Consider the following 19,479-nt stretch of genomic DNA (forward strand, 5'->3'; position numbering starts at 1 on the left):
GGCCGCCCGACGCTCGCACGAAGCACCGCCGAGTCGCCCGGCCGACGACCAGCCGCCGCTCCGGTCAGAAAATCGACGGACCATCCAAGCGACGGCGGCGGAACCCGCTCGCCCGGCCGACGCTCAACCGACGCTGAGCCAACGCGCGACCGTTTCCGCATCGAGCGCATCGGGCGCGCCGTCATGGACGATTCTTCCCCGCCCCATCACCGCGACGCGCGACGCGAGCGCCGGCGCAAGCTGCATCCGCTGCTCGATCACGAGCAGCGCGACGCCTTGCGCCTTTGCGTCGGCAAGACACGCGCGAACCTGCTCGACCGCGAGCGGCGCGAGCCCTTCGGCCGGCTCGTCGACGATCAGCACGCGCGGCGCGCCGATCAACGCGCGCGCGAGCGCGAGCATCTGCTGCTCGCCGCCCGACAGCACACCCGCCTTCGTCCGCCAGCGCTCGGCGAGCATCGGATAGCGCTCGCGCGCGTCGGCGAGCGCCGCGCGCGCGGCCGAGCGACACGCGCCGCGCAGTCCGAGCCGCAAATTGTCCTCGACGCTCAGCAGCGCAAACACGTCGCGGATCTCGGCGACGTAGCCGACGCGATGCCGCGCGATCGCGAACGGCGGCTCGCCCGCGACGTCGACGCCGTCGATGCGCACCGCACCGGCGACCCGCACCATGCCCATGATCGCCTTCGCGAGCGTCGAGCGGCCCGAGCCGTTACGGCCGATCAGCGCGACTGCTTCGCCCGCCGCGATCCGCAGGTCGACGCCGTCGAGCACCGGCAGCGCGCCGTATCCGGCGCGCACGCCGCGCAGTTCGAGCAGCGCGCTCATCGCTCGAACGCCTCGCCGAGATACGCGGCGCGCACCGCCGCGTTCGCGCGGATCGCCGCGGGCGTGCCGGTCGCGACGAGTTCGCCGCGCACGAGGACCGACACGCGATCGGCGAAACCGAACACCGCGTCCATGTCGTGCTCGATCATCAGCACCGTCTTGCCCGCCGTCGCGCGCCGAATCAGTTCGATCGTCCGCCGCGCCTGGTCGCGGCTCATGCCCGCCGTCGGCTCGTCGAACAGAAACACCGACGCGCCGCTCGCGAGCGCGAGGCCGACGTCGAGCGCGCGCTGCTCCGCATAGCTGAGGCTGCCCGCAAGCACGTCGCGGCGCGCGGCGAGGCCGATCGACGCGAGCGCGGCGTCGGCCGCGCGATCGATCGCGGCGGCGCCGGCGAGCCAGTTGCGCCAGCGGCGACGCTGCCCAGGCGCGTGAAGCGCCGCGCAACGCAGGTTGTCATGGACGGTCATCCGCGCGAACACGCTCGTCTGCTGGAAGCTGCGCGCGAGCCCGAGACGCGCGACCGCATGCGGGCCGCGCCGCCCGAGCTCGACGCCGTTCAGCGCGATGCGTCCGCGCGTCGGCGCGCGCGCGCCCGCGATCAGGTCGAAGAGCGTCGATTTGCCCGCGCCGTTCGGGCCGATCAGCGCGTGGCGCTCGCCGTGCCGGATCGTCAGATCGACGCCGGCGAGCACCGGCGTCGCGCCGAACGATTTGCCGACGTTCGTCACGCGCAGCGCGGGCGGCGAGGTCGCGGCCCGCACGCTCGCGCGGTCGAGGCTTCCCGCGGTGGCGCCAGGCTCCATCTGCATAGCGAACGACGTGGCGTCGTCGGACACGCTCGCGCGATCACGCGCGCTCGCCGGGCCAACCACGTCGCTCGCGTCACGCACATCGGATGCGTCGGCGACATCGACATCCGCCTCATTCGATCGATGCACGCCGCCCCGCCGCCGCGCCGCCTGCGCGAGTCCCGCGCCGATTGCCGCGGCGGCCGCCGCGATGCCCCAACCGAACGGCGCGCCGGCATCGAACCGCCAAAGTCCGATGACCGCGCGCCGCCCTTCGTCCTGCGCGAACCGCAGCGCATACGCGAGCTCGACGACGAACACGATCGCGACGCCCAGCGCGATCGCCGCGCCCGCGCCGAGCAGTTCGCGCCGCCAGTCGACGCGCGCGCCGCCCTGCCGCCGCGCATCGCGCCGCGCGCGCCACCCGCCGCTCACGCCGCCCGGCGCCGCCAGCACGACGGCGACGAACAACACGCCCAGATACAGCAGCCACGCCCGCGATACGCTCGCGACGAACACGCTGAAGAACGTCAGCAGCGCCGCGCCGACGACGGGCCCGAAGAACCCCGTCGCGCCGCCGATCACGGTCGCGAACAGCACGGCGCCCGAGCGCAGCATCCCGACGCTCTCCGACGTTGCGACCTCGACATCGATCAGCGTGAGCGCACCCGATACGCCTGCAAAAAACGCCGCCGCGACCGCCATCGCGTAGCGCACGCGACGCGGATCGGTGCCGAGCGTGGCGACGCGCGCCGGGTTGTCGCGGACCGCGTTCGCGAGCCGCGCGAACGGCGTGCGCGCGAGCGCGCGCATCGTGGCCGCCGCGCCGATGCACCAGAGCGCGATCAGCGCATACGCGTGCATCGGCCGCGCGAAATGCCACGCGCCGAGCGCGGGGCCGCTCGCCCGGTCGATCGACACGCCTCCCGCGCCGCCGAACCAGTCGGGCACGCTCCACGCGGCCGCGGCGACGAGTTCGCCAAGCCCGAGCGTGATCATCGCGAACGCGGTGCCCGCGCGCCGCGTCGCGATGAAGCCGAACAGCGCGCCGAAGCCCGCGCCCGCGACGCCGCCCGCGAGCGGCACGAGCGGCAGCGGCAAGCCATAGCGGTTGAACACGTGCGCGGCGGCGAACGCGCCGAGCCCCGCGAACGCTGCGTGCCCGAACGACAGCAGCCCGGTCGTGCCGAGCAGCAGGTTGTACGACAGCGCGAGCACGATCAGCGCGGCCGTCTGCGCTAGATAGCCGAGCATCCAGCCGCGCGGCCACGCGAGCGCGGGCACGGCGAGGAGCACGATCAGCGCGAACCACGGCCACGCATGCGACAGGCGGCTTCGCACGGTCGCGCTAGACATCGGCGCGCTCGCCGAACAGGCCGCGCGCGCGGCAAGCGAGCACCGCGACGAGCAGCAGATACGGAATCAGCGGCGCGAGCTGCGCGACCGTCAGCGCGCGCCACGCGTCGGGCAGCGCGATGCCGGCCCACTCGGCGGCCGCGCCGAGCGACGCGCTGCTCGCCGTCGCGAACGTCTGCGCGCAGCCGACGACGAGCGATGCGGCGAGCGCGCCCGCGAGCGAGCCGAGCCCGCCGATCACGATCACCGCGAACACGACCGAGCCGAGCGTCTCCGCCATCGCAGGCTCGATCACCGTGAGCGGCGCGCCGATCACGCCAGCCAGCGCGGCGAGCGCAGTGCCCGCGGCGAACACGAGCGTCATCACGCGCGGCACGTCGTGGCCGAGCGCCTCGACGGCCGCGCGATGCGTGAGCGCCGCGCGCACGACGAGCCCCGTTTGCGACACGCGCAGCCCCGCCCACGACACGCCGAGCATCGCGACCGACACGGCCATCATGAACACGCGATACCGCGAAAACGCGGCGCCGTAGACGGTGAACGCGGCGCCGTCGAGCGCGGCCGGCACGGGCGCGGCGAGCGGCGCGAGCCCCCACGCGAGCTTCACGCCTTCGGCGATCAGATACGCGAGCCCGAACGTCAGCAGCAATTCGTCGAGATGGCCGCTCGCCCTCACGCGCCGCAGCAGCGTGCGCTCGCACAGCGCGCCGAACGCGCCGACGACGAGCGGCGCGACGGCGAGCGCGAACCAGAAATTCGTGTGCGCGGCGATCGCCAAGCCGACGTAGGCGCCCAGCATGTAAAAGCTCGCATGCGCGAAATTCAGCACGCCCAGCATGCTGAAGATCAGCGTGAGCCCCGCGCACAGCATGAACAGCAACAGCCCGTAGCTCAGGCCGTTCAGCAGATTGATGACGATCGACTGCACCGCGTCAGGCCGCCTCCACGGCGAGCGACTCGAGCGCGGCGCGCAGCGGTTCGGGCAGCGGCACCGGACGGCGCGTCGCGCGATCGACGTACACGTGCACGAAATGGCCTTGCGCGGCGGCCGACGTCCCGCCGTCCGCGAAGAGGCCGATCCCGTAGCGCACGCTCGACGCGCCGAGCCGCGCGACCCGCAGCCCCGCTTCGACGCGCTGCGGAAACACGAGCGGCGCGAAGTAGTTGCACTGCGTCTCGACGACGAGGCCGATCGTCTCGCCGTGCTCGACGTCGAGCACGCCGCGGCGGATCAGGTATTCGTTGACGACCGTGTCGAAGTAGCTGTAGTAGACGACGTTGTTGACGTGCCCATAGACATCGTTGTCCATCCAGCGCGTCGTGATCGGCAGGAAGTGGCGATAGGCGCTGCGCGGCAGCGGAACGGGTTTGGCGGCGGACATGTCGGCGCGAGGCGAAAAGGCGGTTGCTGGATGCTTGTTGGATGCTTTCTGGATGTGGGCTGCATGGTCGAATGCCGGCGATGCGTTGCGCGACGAACCGCGCCGCGCCGTCAGAGCGATTCGACGAGCATGCGCCGGTAATCGTCGGCCGACGCGACGCGCGGATTCGTCTTGTGGCAGTGATCGACGAGCGCGCCCTCGATCACGTGATCGAACGCGCTTTCGTCGACGCCCATCTGCCTCAGCCCCGTCGGCAGGCCGAGGCGCTCGGTCATGTCGTGCAGCGCCTGCGGCAGGTCCGCGCCGTCGGGCAGGTTCATCACGCGGCGCATCCGCGCATAGCGGCGCTCGGCGACGACGGTCGGCGCGCGCTCGTTGAAGCGCAGCACGGCGGGCAGCACGACCGCGTTCAGCGTACCGTGATGCAGCGACGTCCTGCCGTTCACCTTCACGCCGCCCAGCGGATGCGACAGCGAATGCACGCAGCCGAGCCCCTTCTGGAACGCCAGCGCGCCTTGCATCGACGCGCTCATCATCGCGAGACGCGCGGCGCGGTCGCCGCCGTCGTGCGTCGCGCGCGCGATGTGCGCCCATGCGCGTTCGAGGCCGTCGAGCGCGATGCCGTCGGCGGGCGGATTGAACGCCGGCGCGAGGAACGTCTCGATGCAGTGCGCAATCGCGTCCATGCCGGTCGCGGCCGTGAGCCCGGGCGGCAGGCCGAGTGTCAGCGACGGATCGCAGATCGCCGCCTTCGGCAACAGATGCCACGAGTGAAAGCCGAGCTTGCGGCCGTCGTTCAGGATCAGGATCGCGCCGCGCGCGACCTCGCTGCCCGTGCCCGACGTCGTCGGCACCGCGACGAGCGGCGCGACGGCCGCGGTGATCCTGTCGCTGCCGCCTTCGATCGTCGCGTATTGCGTGAGCGGCAGCGGATGCGTCGCCGCGATCGCGACGCCCTTCGCGAGATCGATCGCCGAACCGCCGCCGACCGCGACGAGCCCGTCGCAACCGTCGTCGCGATAGCGCTGCGCGGCGGCGAGCACGGCCGCCTCGGTCGGATTCGACGGCGTGTCGTCGAATACCGGCAGCGCGCCGAACCCGAGCGCGTCGAGCGTGCGATCGACGAGCCCCGCCGCCGCGACGCCCTTGTCGGTCACGACGAGCGGGCGCGTGATGCCGCTCCGTGCGCATTCGGCCGAGAGCATCGCGAGCGCGTCGTCGCCGAGATGGATGTGCGTCAGGTAATAGATGTAGGCCACGGGAAGTCTCCTCCGATCGTGCTCGTTCGAATCGTCAGGCGGCGCGCGAACGCGGGGCCGACACGCCGCCCGACGCTGGACAAGCGGCCGCCGTCCGGGCGAACATGCGACGCCGGGCGCGGCGCAGCGGGCGTGCCGCACAGAAAAGCACAGATTGCGGCAAATTCCAAGCGGCGCGGCGCACGGGTATTTTCACATTGACGAGGAAACATCATGGCAGATCCGCAGCTCATCACGACCGCGTTCGACATTCCGGGCTACCGGATCGAACGCTCGCTCGGCGTCGCGCGCGGCGTCGTCGTGCGTTCGCGGTCGATCGTCGGCACGTTCGGCGCATCGATTCAAACGCTGTTCGGCGGCAACATCTCGCTCTACACGTCGCTGTGCGAGCGGGCGCGGCAGGATGCTTACGAGCGGATGGTCGAACAGGCGAGGCAGATGGGCGGCAATGCGATCATCGGCATGCGCTACGACGCGACCGAGATCGCATCGGGCGTGACCGAAGTGCTGTGCTACGGCACCGCGGTGCAGGCGGCGCGCGCCGGCTAACGCCGCCGCCGGCGGGCCGCGCCCGCGCGGCCCGCTGCTTCGTTCCCTACTGACCGGGGAAGTCGACGAATTCGAAGTCGAGGCTGCGCGCGCGCATCCAGTCGGCGAGCGCCTGGCCCGTGCCGGCGCGCCACGGGCGCAGCTTCGGCGGTTCGACGAGCCGGTATTCGAGCAGTTCCGGCGAGAGGCGAATGGTCCCGTTCGCGCGGACGTGATACGCGATGATCAATTCGTTCTTGCGGATGAATTCGTAGACGCCGACGAGCTTCACCGATTCGGCGTCGAGCGCCGTCTCCTCGCGCACTTCGCGGGCGATCCCCGCCTCGGGCGTTTCGCCATGCTCGAGAAAGCCGGTGATGAGCGCGAACACGCCTTCGGGCCACGCGGCGTTGCGCGCGAGGAGGATCTTGCCTTCGTACTCGACGATCGCGGCGACGACGGGGATCGGGTTGTTCCAATGGACATAGCCGCAGGTTGCGTCGGGACACGCGCGGCGCACGCGGCCGCCCTCCTCGACGGAATCGGCGCGCTCGGCGAGCGCGCGCGCGCAGCGTGGACAGAATTGGTAGTCTGCGATGGTCATCGTCGGGGAGAGATGCGGGAACTGGCTCGATTCTTGGAGCGACCGAGCCTGGCAAGCCGCTCGGGTCTGGAAGGTTTCATTCTAGCGAATTTGGCCGAGAGGGACGTGGCCGGCGGGGTTCTCACCGTTCGCGTCGGCGCTACCATTCAAAATACTTTCGCCTGATTACCAAAGGCCGTCGGGCGCTATTTCGACGGGGCAGCGTGCATTTCGGCATCTTCCCAAGCAACCACGCGAAGCGCCCGATTCGGTTTCGAAAAAAACGCCGGCGCCGCGAATCCAAATGGCCGGCCGGGTGCTCTTCTCTTTTGAGAATCGATAATCTTGTCGCTCCGATGATCCCCAGATGAAAACGCCGATATCCGATCGCCCTACCCTCATGGAAGCCGCCAGATCCGGCGACGCCAGCGCATTGGCGCAGCTGCTGGCCGTCTGCCGAACGGACGTCAAACGCTACGCCAGGGCCCATTGCCGCTTCAGTGACCTGGAGGACGCGGTCCAGGCGGCGCTGCTCGCATTCGTCCAGCACCTTCGCCTGATCAGATCCCCGGATGCCCTGCCCGCGTGGCTGTCGACGACGGTCAAGCGGGAATGCCATCGACTGCATCATGCGCAGTCCCGGTTCGTCGGCGAATCGGACGGCGGCCTCGAGGAACGCGGCACCGACGTCGACAGCGCCGCCATGCGAGTGGATCTGCTCGGGGCATTCGAATCGCTCCCGCCGCATTACCTCGAAATCATTCTCCTGCGCGATTTCGAGGAGAAGAGCATCAAGGAAATAGCCGACGATCTAGGAGAACGCCCTTCTTCGATCAAGAGTCGTTTGCATCGGGCGCGAGCCTTGATGCGCGAATATCTTTCCACCCACTAGGAGCGATTCATGCGAAAACTCGTTTTTGTCTACAACGGCGACAGCGGCTTCATCAACAGCGTCATGCATCTGATGCATAAAACGTTTTCGCCCGGCACCTATGAATGCCGCTTGTGCGCGCTGATCTACGACGGGATGAAACTGAACGAAGACTGGAAGGATTTCGCGGAACGACTCGGCATGGCAGTCGAATACCATCATCGCGATACGTTCTTCAAGACCTATGCGCAAGCTTTCTCGGCCTACCCGCTCGCGCTTCTGTTGGAGAACGGCCGATTCGAGGTGCTGCTGGCGGCCGCCGACTTCGCCGACATCGGGGATTTGCACGATTTGATGAGCCGCATCGTGGCAGCCGTCTCCCGGGCCGACGGTCAGGACGCGCCAATGCGCGAAGCGCCCGCGACGCAAGCTCATCCGGCGTAACGACGAAAATCGCGAGCCATGGGGCCGTTGCACGGCACCGGGGCCTGGAAACGCTTCGCCGCGCCTCCGCGGGTCCCCGCACCTCGAGCCGTCCGCGCACGGCGGCTCATCTCAGCTTGACCGACACGAACTTGCGCTCTCCGCCCCGCTGAATCAGCACCGCCACCACCTTCCCGGCCTTCGCCTCCAACGCCGGCACCATGTCCGGCGTCTCGATCAGCGTGTCGTTGAACTCCAGCACGACATCGCCCGGCTGGATGCCTGCGTTCGCCGCCGGCCCGCGCACCGCGTCGACCACCATGCCGACCGGCAGCCCGGTCGAACGACGCTCGTCGTCCGTCAGCGGATGCATCGTCAGACCCAGGCGGTCCGCGCCGCCGACTCCGCTCCGACCGACGCTCGCACTCCCCGACGACATCCCGGCCGACGTTCCTGCGGCTGCGGCCGCGCCCGGCCCGAGCATCAGCGTCATCGGCGCCCGGTTGCGAAGCAGCGTGAGCGCCGTGTTCGTCCCGGGCGGCAGCGCAGCTACATCGCTGGCGAGCTCGGCCGAGCGGCCGATCGGCTTGTCGCCGATCCGCACGATCACGTCGCCCGGCTTCAGGCCGATCGCGGCGGCGGGCGATCCCGGCTCGACCGCGTTGACGAGCGCGCCCGCCGACCGCGGCAAACCGAACGCGGCCGCAAGCCCCGGTCCGACGTCCTGCACGTCGACGCCCAGCCCGCCCGGCGGCGCCGTGCGCTGCACCTGCTGCGCCTGTTGCTGCGCTTGCTGCCGCGTTTGCTGTTGCGCCTCCAGCACCTGCGTGCGCACCTTCGCCGCCAGATTGATCGGGATTGCAAAAGTCACGCTCGGATAACGGTCGCCGCCCGCATAGATCTGCACGTCGATGCCGATCACCTCGCCCGCGCGGTTGAATACCGGGCCGCCCGAGTTGTCGAGATTGCCGGTCACGTCGGTCTGGAAGAACGGGAAGCTGCCGCCGTCCGGCAGCGTGCGCGACATCGCGCTGACGATGCCCGTCGTCACCGTGTTCGCCGAGCCGTCGGGCGTGCCGATCGTCAGCACCGGCTCGCCGACGCGCACCCGCGACGAGTCGCCGAGCCTCACCGTCGGCAGCCTCGTCGCATCGACCTGAAGGACGGCGACGTCGCTCTGATCGTCGACCGCCAACACCCGCGCCTTGAACTCGCGTCGATCGATCAGCCGGACCGTCACCTCGGAAGCCTGGCCGACCACGTAGGCGGTCGTCAGGATGAGACCGTCGGCGCTGACGATGAAACCGGATCCGGCGCCCGCCATCGCGCGCGGCGGGTTGTCCTGCGACGTCGGCGGCTGCGGCACGCCCAGCTTGAAGTACGCGGAGAACGGATCGTCGGGATCAAGGGCCTCGAGACCGGATGCCGACATTTGCGGCTCCGGCGCGGCCACGCTGACGTTCACGACGGCGGGCCCGTATCGCTCGACGAGCGTGGGGAAATCGACCGGCCCTACCGGACCGGTCTGTGCGATTCGCTTCGCCTTCACAGGCTGCGGCAGGGTGCCTGCTGCGGTCGCCGTCGGCTGCAGGCAAGCATAGCCAGCAAGCACCACCCCGATCGCTGCAGCGTGAACCAAGGTGCGGCCAAGCGTTTGACGATACACAGTGCACCTCCAAGGCAATCGTTACGCCAGGGGCCCGTTGCGCGGCGCGCAAAGGACTAGCAAGCACTGATAGATCGATTATTGCATAGCGGCCGACGGCCGTGAGTCCGTGCTTCCATAAAATCTGCAACGGGCCGCTACTCGCGGCGAACGCTCGTCAGACGCTCGCCGAGCATGCGTGGATGCTCGGCGAGCGCCGTGCGAACATTCGAAAGGAGCCGCGAGTCTGTGCACGCCGGATGACGTGAATCGCGGCGGCGATTCGGCTCGGTCGGCGCTCGCCCGATCGATGCGGAACGCGCGCCGAACGGCAACGTGGATTCGCCGTGAATTGGATCCGAACAAGAAAGGGGGAAAGCGGCGGCAAGAGTCGGCGACCTCGCACCCGATGCGAAAAAGAAAATCGACAGCAGCGCGAACGAAGCATCGTCGCGCCGGGCGCGGAGCACGACGCGTGCCGGCGGCATCGGTTCGACATACACGCTCGAAACGCACGCAACCGCTTCGCCCGGCGGCTACCGGTCGAGCGCTCAAGCAACGCCGCTGCCGTGTTTCGCCGCACGTGTGGCGTGCAACGCGACGGCCGCAAACCCCGCCGCCCCGACGGCCAACACGGCCGACGCGAGCCACAGCGCCGGCGAAAACGAGCCGGCATGCGCGGCGAGCGGCGCGGCCGCCAGCGGCCCGACGATCTGGCCGACGCCGTACGACGCGGTCGCATAGCCCATCAGGCCCGCCGCGCGTTCGCCGCGCAGGCGGCGCGCTTCGCGCATCGCGAACAGCGTGATCGCGGTGAACGGCAAGCCGACGAGCGCGCTGCCGAGCGCAAATCCGGGCGCCGTCGGCCAGACGATGCCGAGCGCGACACCGATCGCCTGCACCGCGCAGCAGACCGCGAGCAACAGCCGGTTGTCCCAGCGGCTCGGCAGCCTCGCGCCGAGCAGCGCGCCGACGATCAGCGCCGCGCCGAACATCGGCCAGAACAGATCGGGCCACGGCGAGCGCGCGGGCAGCGCGGCGCGGGCGATCACGGGCAGGAACGTCGCCGTGACGATGTAGCCGAAGCCGGGCAGCCCGTAAAGGAGCACGAGCCAGAACGCGTCGCGTCGGGCGTCGGCCGGCGATGCGTTCGGCGCGCTCCCGGTCGATGCCGCAACCGCCTCACGCGGGCGGGCGACGTTCGCGGACGTGAAATTTTTCGCGGATATGGCTGTCGCTGCGTTGGTCGCGTTGGTCGCGTTGGTCGCGTTGGTCGCGTTGGTCGCGTTGGTCGCGTTGGTCGCGTTGGTCGCGTTGGTCGCGTTGGTCGCGTTGGTCGCGTTGGTCGCGTTGGTCGCGTTGGTCGCGTTGGTCGCTCCGGCCAACCCGATCGCACGCCTCGCCTCGGCGCGGCCGCTCGCATCTGCCGCGCCGGCTGCGTCGCCGCCATTCTCCGCGCCGTTGCGAGAACGCTCGCCGCCCGCGTCGCGCACCGGCTCGCGCGCCGTCGTCCCGAACGCGCGCCACACCACCGCCGACAGCACCGCCGACGCCGCCGCGAACCCGATCCATCCGAGCGCCGCGCGCTGCCCCGCCAACACGGAGCCGATCAGCCCGGTCACGACGATCCCGACCCCCGGCCCGGTGAAGATCACGCCGCCCCACGCAAGCGCGCCTCGCTCGGCGACACGCCGCAGCCCCCACTGCGACGCGAACACGAACGTCCATGCGCTGACCGCGCCGCCGACGAAGCGCACGAGCGCCCATACCCAGAACGGGCTCGCGATGCCCATCGCGAGCGTCAGCGCGACCGTCGCCACGAGCCCGTAGCGCACCATCCGCACAGGATCGACAGCGATGCGCGCGCAGGTCATTGCACCGACGAAGTAGCCGGCGTAGTTCGCGGACGCGAGCCAGCCGCCATGCCGGATGTCGAGCTCGCCGCCCGCGAGCATCAGCGGCAGCAGCGGCGTGAATGCGAAGCGCCCGACACCGAGCGCGACAGCGAGCGCCGCCGCGCACGCGAGCGCCGCATCGCGCGCCGCGCGCTCGCCGGACGACACATAAGGCGGCGCGCCGGCTTCGCCACGGGAAGAAGAAAGTGAGCTCATCGGATTCAGGGGCGATCGAATTCAGGGGCGAAGCGGCCCACTCGAAGGGTCGGAAGCGTCGCGGCAAGGCCAAAGTCGACTCGATGCTAGCTTGACCAATCGTTCTCGAAAAATGAATAATTCAGATTCAATCCATCCCATGGAGAGAATCATGGATCTGGCGGCGCTGGCGATCTTTCGCGCGGTCGTGCGCGAGAACGGTGTGACGCGTGCGGCCGCGAAGCTCAATCGCGTGCAATCGAACGTCACGACCCGCATCAAGCAACTGGAGGAACAGCTCGGCGCGCCGCTTTTCGTGCGCGACGGCCGCCGGCTCGTGCTGACGCCCGCCGGCGAGACGCTGTTGCCGTACGCGGAGCGCCTGTTCGCGCTCGCCGACGAGGCGCGCCATGCGGTCCGCGAGAACCGGCCGCGCGGCCGATTGCGGCTCGGCGCGATGGAGAGCACTGCGGCGAGCCGGCTGCCCGCGCTTCTCGCCCGCTATCACCAGGCGTGGCCCGAAGTCACGCTCGAGCTCGTCATCGGCACGACCGGCAAACTGATCCACCAGGTGCGCGAATTCGAGCTCGATGCCGCGCTGGTCGCGACGCCGGCCGGCTCCGAGGCGCTCGGCGAGCCGTTCGAGACCGCGCCCGCATTCACCGAAGAACTCGTGCTGCTGACGCCGCGCGGCCATCCGCGTGTGCGCACGCCGCGCGATGTGCTACTGCCGACGCTCGTCGCGTTCGAGCGCGGCTGCGCGTATCGCGGCTGCGTCGAGCGCTGGTACGCCGCATACGGACTGAAGCCCGGGCGCGTGCTCGAACTCGGCTCGTATCACGCGATCGTCGCGTGCGTCGCGGCGGGCGCGGGCGTCGCGGTCGCGCCGCGCTCGGTGCTCACGGTCCAGCGCGAGCCGGACAGCCTCGGCGTGCACGCGCTCGCGGACTTCACGCCGATCGACACGATGCTGGTCTGGCGCCAGGGACATTTGTCGGCGGCGCTCGCTGCACTGCGCGATGCGTTGCGAGACGCCGCCGCCGCGGCGAGCCCGACCGACGTCGCGACAGACGAAGCCGCGAAAGCCTCGCGCCGGCGCACGCGCCGCGGCACGGCGGACGAGACGCTGCCGGCCTGACGAGGTCGACGCGCGGACGCGGCGTGGACGTGGCGTGACGGGCGTGCCATGGCAAGACATGACGATGCAAAACACTGCCGCGAACATCGTCGCCCCAAAAGAAAACGGTCCAACCGGCGCAAGCCGATTGGACCGTCTCGGTCATTCGATCATCTGGTCTTTGCCGTGGTGATCACGGACGGTACAGGCGACCGCCCCGGCGACCACCGCAAGCGAGCCGAACATACCGGCCTTCGGCCGCCCGGCCGCCGCCGCCCACGACACCGTGCGCCGGCCGCGTCACGCGCCTCCGCTGCGAAGGCGGCGCGCCGAGCCTCGACGCGCCACCCGGCCGCGCGTTACGGCCGCGTTACAGCCGCGCTTCGACCCAGCCCTTCACGCCCGCCAGAGCCGCCGGCAGATTCGCCGGCTCGGTGCCTCCCGCCTGCGCCATGTCCGGCCGGCCGCCGCCCTTGCCGCCCACCTGCTGCGCGACGAAGTTGACGAGCTCGCCCGCCTTCACCTTCTTGCTCGCGTCGGCGGTCACGCCGGCGATCAGGCTCACCTTGCCGCCGTCGACCGCCGCGAGCACGATCGCCGCACTCTTCAGCTTGTCCTTCAGCTTGTCGACGGTCTCGCGCAGCGTCTTCGCGTCCGCGCCGTCGAGCGTCGCGGCAAGCACGTGCACGCCGCCCACTTCGACCGCCTGCAGCGCGAGCTCGTCGCCCTGGCTCGACGCGAGCTTCGATTTCAACGCGGCGAGCTCCTTCTCGAGCGACTTCACCTGGTCCTGCACCTGGCCGATCCGCTGGATCAACTCGGACGGCTGCGCCTTCAGCGCGGCCGCCGCGGCGTTCACGCACGCATCGAGCGCCTGCACGTAGCGCACCGCGTTGTCGCCCGTGATCGCCTCGACGCGGCGGATGCCCGCCGCGACGCCGCCTTCCGCGACGATCTTGAAGAAGCCGATGTCGCCCGTGCGATGCACGTGCGTGCCGCCGCACAGCTCGCGCGAAAAGCCGAGATCGAGCACGCGCACTTCGTCGCCATACTTCTCGCCGAAGAGCGCCATCGCACCGCCCTTCACCGCGTCGTCGTACGGCATCACGCGCACGACGCCGGGCGCGTTCGCGAGCACCTGCTCGTTGACGATGGCTTCGACGCGGCGGATTTCGTCGTCCGTCAGCGGCGCGTTGTGCGCGAAGTCGAAGCGGGTCTTGTCCGCGTCGACGAGCGAACCCTTTTGCTGCACGTGCGAGCCGAGCACGTCGCGCAGCGCCTTGTGCATCAGGTGCGTCGCCGAGTGGTTGCGAGCGGTGCGCGCGCGGCGCTCGGCATCGATTTCCGCGCGGACTACGTCGCCGACCTTGAGCGCGCCCTGCTCGAGTTCGCCGTGGTGGCCGATCACGTCGGCCTGGACCTTCAGCGTGTCGGCGACCGCAAAGCGCGTGACCGCGTTCGCGAGCACGCCCTGGTCGCCGACCTGGCCGCCCGATTCCGCATAGAACGGCGTGTGGTCGAGCACGACGACCGCGCTCTGGCCCGCCTTCGCTTCGTTGACCGACGAACCGTCGACGTACAGCGCGACGACCTTCGCGTCGTCGAATGCGATTGCCTCGTAGCCGTGGAACGTCGTCTTCGCGCCCGTGTAATCGAGGCCCTGCGTCGCCCTGAACTTGCCGGCCGCGCGCGCCTGCTCGCGCTGGCGCGCCATCGCGTCGTCGAACGCCGGCTCGTCGACCGTCACGCCGCGCTCGCGGCACACGTCGGCCGTCAGGTCGAGCGGGAAGCCGTAGGTATCGTGCAGCTTGAACGCGAGCTCGCCGTCGAGCGTCTTGCCGCCGGTTTTGTCACCTGCCGCGGCGTCGAGGTCGCCGAGCGCGGCCTCGAGGATCGACATCCCGTGCTCGATCGTCTCGAAGAAGCGCTCTTCTTCCTGGCGCAGCACGTCGGTCACGCGCTGCTCGGCCTCCTTCAGCTCCGGATACGCTTCGCCCATTTCCGCGACGAGATCGGCCACCAGCTTGTGGAAAAACGATTCCTTGCGGCCGAGCTTGTAGCCGTGGCGGATCGCGCGGCGCACGATCCGGCGCAGCACGTAGCCGCGGCCTTCGTTGCCGGGGATCACGCCGTCGACGATCAGGAACGAGCACGCGCGGATGTGATCGGCGATCACCTTCAGCGAGTTGTTCGTCAGGTCGCTGATGCCGGTCTCGCGCGCGGCGGCCTTGATGAGATTCTGGAACAGATCGATCTCGTAGTTGCTGTGCACGTGCTGCAGCACGGCCGCGATCCGCTCGAGGCCCATGCCGGTGTCGACGCAAGGCTTCGGCAGACGCGTCATGTTGCCTTGCGCATCGCGGTTGAACTGCATGAACACGAGGTTCCAGATCTCGATGTAGCGGTCGCCGTCTTCTTCGGGCGATCCCGGCGGGCCGCCCCAGACGTCCGGGCCGTGGTCGTAGAAGATTTCCGAGCACGGGCCGCACGGCCCCGTGTCGCCCATCTGCCAGAAGTTGTCCGACGCGTAGCGCGCGCCCTTGTTGTCGCCGATCCGGATGATCCGCTCGGCCGGCACGCCGACTTCCTTCGCCCAGATGTCGTACGCCTCGTCGTCGTCGTGATAGACGGTCACCCAGAGCTTGTCGGCGGGCAGCCGGTAGACGGCCGTCAGCAGCTCCCATGCATAGTGGATCGCGTCGTGCTTGAAGTAGTCGCCGAACGAGAAGTTGCCGAGCATCTCGAAGAACGTGTGGTGGCGCGCGGTGTAGCCGACGTTCTCGAGGTCGTTGTGCTTGCCGCCCGCGCGCACGCTGCGCTGCGACGTGGTCGCGCGGGAGTACGGGCGCGTCTCGGCGCCGAGGAACACGTCCTTGAACTGCACCATCCCCGAATTGGTGAAGAGCAGCGTGGGGTCGTTTCCGGGCACGAGGCTCGACGAGCGGACGATCGTGTGGCCCTTCGATTCGAAGAACTTGAGGAATTTCTCGCGGATTTCGGCGGCTTTCATAGCGTGCGGGGACGGTCAGGCCAAAACTGGGGGTTGAGCGCCGGCCGTTCCGGCGGGCGGGCGGCGGCGCGTTTCTAAAACGATCAATTATACGGGATAGATCCCGGCTCGCGGCCGGCGAGCGCTCCGGGCGGACGCGGCGCGGTTTTGGGGGAGCGTTCGGGAGTGCATTCGGGGGATCGTTCGGTGGAAGCGTCCGATGAATACGCGGGGAACGTCGGGGCGACAGGCTTGACCATGACGCGGCGAACACGTGAGGATTGCGGCGAACGGCCGCTCGCGATGCGCCCATGCGCCAGCCGATTCACGCAGGAACGCGCCAAAGACACGCGGAGACTACGCCCGAGCCGTTCCGGAACTACGCCGGAGCTTCGTTGGAGCTTCGTTGGAGCTTCGCTGGAGCTTCGTTGGAGCTTCGTTGGAGCTTCGCTGGAGCTTCGCTGGAGCTTCGTTGGAGCTTCGTTGATGCTTCGTTGATGCTTCGCCGGAGTCTCGTAAGTGGCACGATGAAGCCTCGCCGGAACCGCACTCGCCCCGCCGCCGAATCGACCGCAATCGCCGCATTCAGGCGCGACCGGGCCGCCCGCGCTGCCCCGCTATCGCGACAGCCGCGCACGAATCGCTTTAAGATGCGGCGGGAGACGACCGACCGGCCGCGCACCCGCGCGGCCGCGCCACGACCGGCGCGACCGGCGCGACGCCGCCCGGCGCACGCCGGCCAACCGAGCAGCCAACAGAGGAGACTGATCGAAGATGGGAGCCCTCAGCCATATCCGCGTCCTGGACCTGAGCCGCGTGCTCGCGGGCCCGTGGTGCGCTCAGACACTCGCCGATCTCGGCGCCGACGTGATCAAGGTCGAGCGCCCGGACGTCGGCGACGACACCCGGCACTGGGGCCCGCCGTACCTGAAGACGCCGGACGGCGCCGACACCCGCGAAGCCGCGTACTACCTCGCCGCGAACCGCAACAAGCGCTCGGTGACGATCGACATCGCGACGCCCGAAGGCCAGCGGATCGTCCGCGAGCTCACCGCGCGGTGCGACGTCGTGCTCGAGAACTACAAGGTCGGCCAGCTCGCGAAGTACGGGCTCGACTTTGCGTCGCTGAAAGCCGTGAAGCCCGACCTCGTCTACTGCTCGGTGACGGGCTTCGGCCAGACGGGCCCGTACGCGCACCGCGCGGGCTACGATTTCATCATCCAGGGGATGGGCGGCTTCATGAGCATCACGGGCGAGCGCGACGGCCTGCCGGGCGGCGGGCCGCAGAAGGCCGGCGTCGCGATCGCCGATCTCGCGACGGGCCTCTACTCGACGATCGCGATCCTCGCCGCGCTCGCGCACCGCGACCGCACGGGCGAAGGCCAGCACATCGACATGGCGCTCCTCGACGTACAGGTCGCGCTCCTCGCGAACATGAACACGAATTTCCTCGCGAGCGGCAAGCCGCCCATGCGCTGGGGCAACGCGCATCCGAACATCGTGCCGTACCAGACGTTCGAGACGAGCGACGGGTGGATCATCGTCGCGGTCGGCAACGACGGGCAGTTCAGCAAGTTCGTCGAGGCGGGCGGACGCGCGGAGCTCGCCGACGACGAGCGCTTCGCGACGAACCCGGCGCGCGTGCGCCACCGCGATACGCTCGTGCCGATCATCGCGGAGATGACGAAAACGCGCACGAAACGCGAATGGCTCGACGCGCTCGAGGCGGTCGGCGTGCCGTGCGGGCCGATCAACGATCTCGCCGAAGTGTTCGACGACGAGCAGGTGCGCGCGCGCGGCATGCAGGTCGAGCTGCCGCATCCGAGCGGCGCGAACGTGAAGCTCGTGCGCAACCCGATCCGGATGAGCGAGACGCCGCCCGACGCGCGCACTGCGCCGCCTCTCCTCGGCGAGCACACGGACGCGGTGCTGCGCGACATGCTCGGCTATGGCGACACGGCGATCGCGGCGCTCCGGGACAAGCGCGTCGTGTGAGCGCGGCCGGCGGGCGCGCGGCGTCGGATCGCGTGTCCGCGTTCTTTCTCGCGGGCGGCCCGTGCGGGCCGCTTCGCTTTTTTGGCTCCTCACGAATTCGAGCTTCCGAACCGGTGAACTTTCGAGGCTTTGAGACTCCGCGCTTCGGAACTTCGGAACTTCGGAACTTCGGAACTTCGGAACTTCGGAACTTCGGAACTTCGGAACTTCGGAACTTCGGAACTTCGGAACTTCGGAACTTCGTGGCTTCGCAACATCAATCATTCGCCCCTCGCGCGCAGCACGCCGCGCGAACACGCGGCGACATCGCCCCGTCGTAACCGAACGGTACAAAGCGGGCTATCCCGCTTTCTCCGCCAATGTTCCGCATGTCATTGCGCCGCAAGTTCCTGCCCACCACGTCCGCCGCCGCCACGCTGCCGCTCGTCAGCGCGGTCCTAAGCGCGTGCAACGACAGCATCGCCGAACCCGCGACGCGCGCTTTCTCGCGTCGATGTACCAGATGACCGACATCCATTCGCTCGAGCCCGTCATCGCCGCGGACGGCTCGATCACGTACTTGAGCACCGACGGCGTCGCTCGCACCGGAAGGCGGCGGCGCAGCGATGGGCAACGTCGTGGTCGTCGGCCATCGCGATCATGCGAAGCGCTGCATCCAGACGTCACGGGCGCGCGGGATGAAGGCAGCCGCGGTCGCGGAGGTCGCGCTGCCGACGCTGTACGACCCGCAGTCCGGCCAGGCATGGACGCGCCGCCGCGACCTGTACTTCGTTCACGACATGTACGCGCAGCTCGCGACGCTGCGCGCGAACCTGAGCGCGGCTGCCTATCCGCGGCTGCCTATCCGCGGCTGCCTATCCGCGGCTGCCTATCCGAACGGCTGATTCGGCAGCGATCGCTCGTGGGCTCGAAAGCGGGAAAGCACGAAAGCGGCACGAATGGCCGATGCACGGCATCGATCGTAAACCGCGGGCACGAAGCGGCAACACCACGCCCGCGGACGCCCCGAACGAAGGGCCCCAAAGAGCGATCGACGAAGACGCCCACCGCGAGCCCTCCCGAGCCGGAAGGCTCGACAAAAGCCGTTCCCAAAACGAAACGGGCGCGTCGGTGGCGCGCCCTTCGGCTAGACCGTTGCGGCGAGCCTGCGTCAATATTCCTGCGATCGAAACGACGGGAACGACGGGAACGACGGCAACCACGAAAACGCCGAAACCGACTCGCCGAACCGGCATCCCGCGCCGCTCCCGGCGGCCGCCTGCGACACCAGCCCCACCGGCACGGCCGAAACGCCGGGCGTTCGGCCGCCCCGCCGCTTAGCGCACGCCGGCGCCGACGAGGCCGCCCGCCGCCGCGCCCGCGACCGTACCGATCGGGCCGCCCGTGATCAGGTAGCCGAGCGCGCCGCCCGCCGCCGCGCCGATGCCGGCATTGCGCTGCGTGTGAGTCATCGCGCACGCGCTGAGGCTGGCGAGCACCACGGCGATGACGGTGATGCGAACGAGAAAGCGGGTCTTCTTCATCATGATGCTGTCTTCGAAAGCGTTGCCGCGCATGGCACGGCGCGGCGGCATGAAACCTGGGTGAGCGCATCTTATGAAAGCCGAATCCGGCCGGCAAAG

Annotated in this window: 15 protein-coding genes and 1 pseudogene; 6 read left to right on the forward strand and 10 right to left on the reverse strand. The window is 69.4% G+C overall.

Annotated elements, in window-relative coordinates; all coding sequences use genetic code 11:
- Positions 1-123 precede the first annotated feature (123 nt).
- The 5 genes from WS70_RS11125 to WS70_RS11145 form a co-directional block, all read right to left on the reverse strand.
- A complete protein-coding gene (locus WS70_RS11125; RefSeq protein WP_059597807.1) occupies positions 124-828 on the reverse strand; it encodes an ABC transporter ATP-binding protein in 705 nt (234 codons plus the stop codon).
- A complete protein-coding gene (locus WS70_RS11130) occupies positions 825-2,975 on the reverse strand; it encodes a branched-chain amino acid ABC transporter ATP-binding protein/permease (protein ID WP_059597808.1) in 2,151 nt (716 codons plus the stop codon). Before WS70_RS11130 ends, WS70_RS11125 begins: the two co-directional genes overlap by 4 nt.
- A complete protein-coding gene (locus tag WS70_RS11135; protein ID WP_059474155.1) occupies positions 2,968-3,903 on the reverse strand; it encodes a branched-chain amino acid ABC transporter permease in 936 nt (311 codons plus the stop codon). The genes WS70_RS11130 and WS70_RS11135 overlap by 8 nt, the downstream gene beginning before the upstream one ends.
- 4 nt (positions 3,904-3,907) lie before the next feature.
- Positions 3,908-4,357 carry an acyl-CoA thioesterase gene (locus WS70_RS11140; protein WP_059474154.1) on the reverse strand — a complete coding sequence of 150 codons (450 nt, stop codon included), beginning with the start codon at positions 4,355-4,357 and terminating at the stop codon, positions 3,908-3,910.
- Positions 4,358-4,467: 110 nt separating this feature from the next.
- Positions 4,468-5,616 carry an iron-containing alcohol dehydrogenase gene (locus tag WS70_RS11145; protein WP_059597809.1) on the reverse strand — a complete coding sequence of 383 codons (1,149 nt, stop codon included), beginning with the start codon at positions 5,614-5,616 and terminating at the stop codon, positions 4,468-4,470.
- 213 nt (positions 5,617-5,829) lie between these two features.
- Here WS70_RS11145 and WS70_RS11150 point away from each other — a divergent pair, with 213 nt between their 5' ends.
- Entirely contained in the window at positions 5,830-6,165 is a 336-nt protein-coding gene (locus WS70_RS11150) for a YbjQ family protein (protein WP_059474152.1), read from the forward strand.
- A 46-nt stretch (positions 6,166-6,211) separates the two neighbouring features.
- Here the strand turns inward: WS70_RS11150 and WS70_RS11155 are convergent, their stop codons facing one another.
- Positions 6,212-6,748: an NUDIX domain-containing protein gene (locus tag WS70_RS11155; protein WP_059597810.1), complete on the reverse strand. Its 537-nt coding sequence runs from the start codon at positions 6,746-6,748 to the stop codon at positions 6,212-6,214.
- A 346-nt stretch (positions 6,749-7,094) separates the two neighbouring features.
- On the opposite strand from WS70_RS11155, the gene WS70_RS11160 reads away from it, so the two are divergent.
- The gene (locus WS70_RS11160; RefSeq protein WP_059474150.1) at positions 7,095-7,619 is read left to right on the forward strand and encodes an RNA polymerase sigma factor; all 525 of its coding nucleotides are present in this window, start codon (positions 7,095-7,097) and stop codon (positions 7,617-7,619) included.
- Between the two features lie 9 nt (positions 7,620-7,628).
- On the forward strand, positions 7,629-8,042 hold the full coding sequence (locus WS70_RS11165; RefSeq protein WP_059474149.1) for a hypothetical protein: 414 nt from the start codon (positions 7,629-7,631) through the stop codon (positions 8,040-8,042).
- A gap of 106 nt (positions 8,043-8,148) precedes the next feature.
- Here the strand turns inward: WS70_RS11165 and WS70_RS11170 are convergent, their stop codons facing one another.
- Together WS70_RS11170 and WS70_RS11180 are read right to left on the reverse strand one after the other, a co-directional pair.
- Positions 8,149-9,687, reverse strand: coding sequence for a trypsin-like peptidase domain-containing protein (locus WS70_RS11170; RefSeq protein ID WP_059474148.1), 1,539 nt, complete (start codon positions 9,685-9,687; stop codon positions 8,149-8,151).
- Between the two features lie 530 nt (positions 9,688-10,217).
- Positions 10,218-11,777, reverse strand: coding sequence for a YbfB/YjiJ family MFS transporter (locus WS70_RS11180; protein WP_108033936.1), 1,560 nt, complete (start codon positions 11,775-11,777; stop codon positions 10,218-10,220).
- Between the two features lie 151 nt (positions 11,778-11,928).
- Here WS70_RS11180 and WS70_RS11185 point away from each other — a divergent pair, with 151 nt between their 5' ends.
- The gene (locus WS70_RS11185) at positions 11,929-12,894 is read left to right on the forward strand and encodes a LysR substrate-binding domain-containing protein (protein WP_059597813.1); all 966 of its coding nucleotides are present in this window, start codon (positions 11,929-11,931) and stop codon (positions 12,892-12,894) included.
- 349 nt (positions 12,895-13,243) lie between these two features.
- Here the strand turns inward: WS70_RS11185 and alaS are convergent, their stop codons facing one another.
- Entirely contained in the window at positions 13,244-15,883 is a 2,640-nt protein-coding gene (alaS, locus tag WS70_RS11190) for an alanine--tRNA ligase (protein ID WP_059474144.1), read from the reverse strand.
- Positions 15,884-16,636: 753 nt separating this feature from the next.
- Between alaS and WS70_RS11195 the strand changes: the two genes are divergently transcribed.
- A complete protein-coding gene (locus tag WS70_RS11195; protein ID WP_059474143.1) occupies positions 16,637-17,857 on the forward strand; it encodes a CaiB/BaiF CoA transferase family protein in 1,221 nt (406 codons plus the stop codon).
- A 472-nt stretch (positions 17,858-18,329) separates the two neighbouring features.
- Positions 18,330-18,741: pseudogene (locus WS70_RS11205) on the forward strand (hypothetical protein); the annotation flags it as partial.
- Positions 18,742-19,173: 432 nt separating this feature from the next.
- Here WS70_RS11205 and WS70_RS11210 read toward each other — a convergent pair.
- The gene (locus WS70_RS11210; RefSeq protein WP_197419331.1) at positions 19,174-19,413 is read right to left on the reverse strand and encodes an ornithine acetyltransferase; all 240 of its coding nucleotides are present in this window, start codon (positions 19,411-19,413) and stop codon (positions 19,174-19,176) included.
- Positions 19,414-19,479: the final 66 nt, after the last annotated feature.

It is taken from the genome of Burkholderia mayonis, assembly GCF_001523745.2.
Lineage (GTDB): Bacteria > Pseudomonadota > Gammaproteobacteria > Burkholderiales > Burkholderiaceae > Burkholderia > Burkholderia mayonis.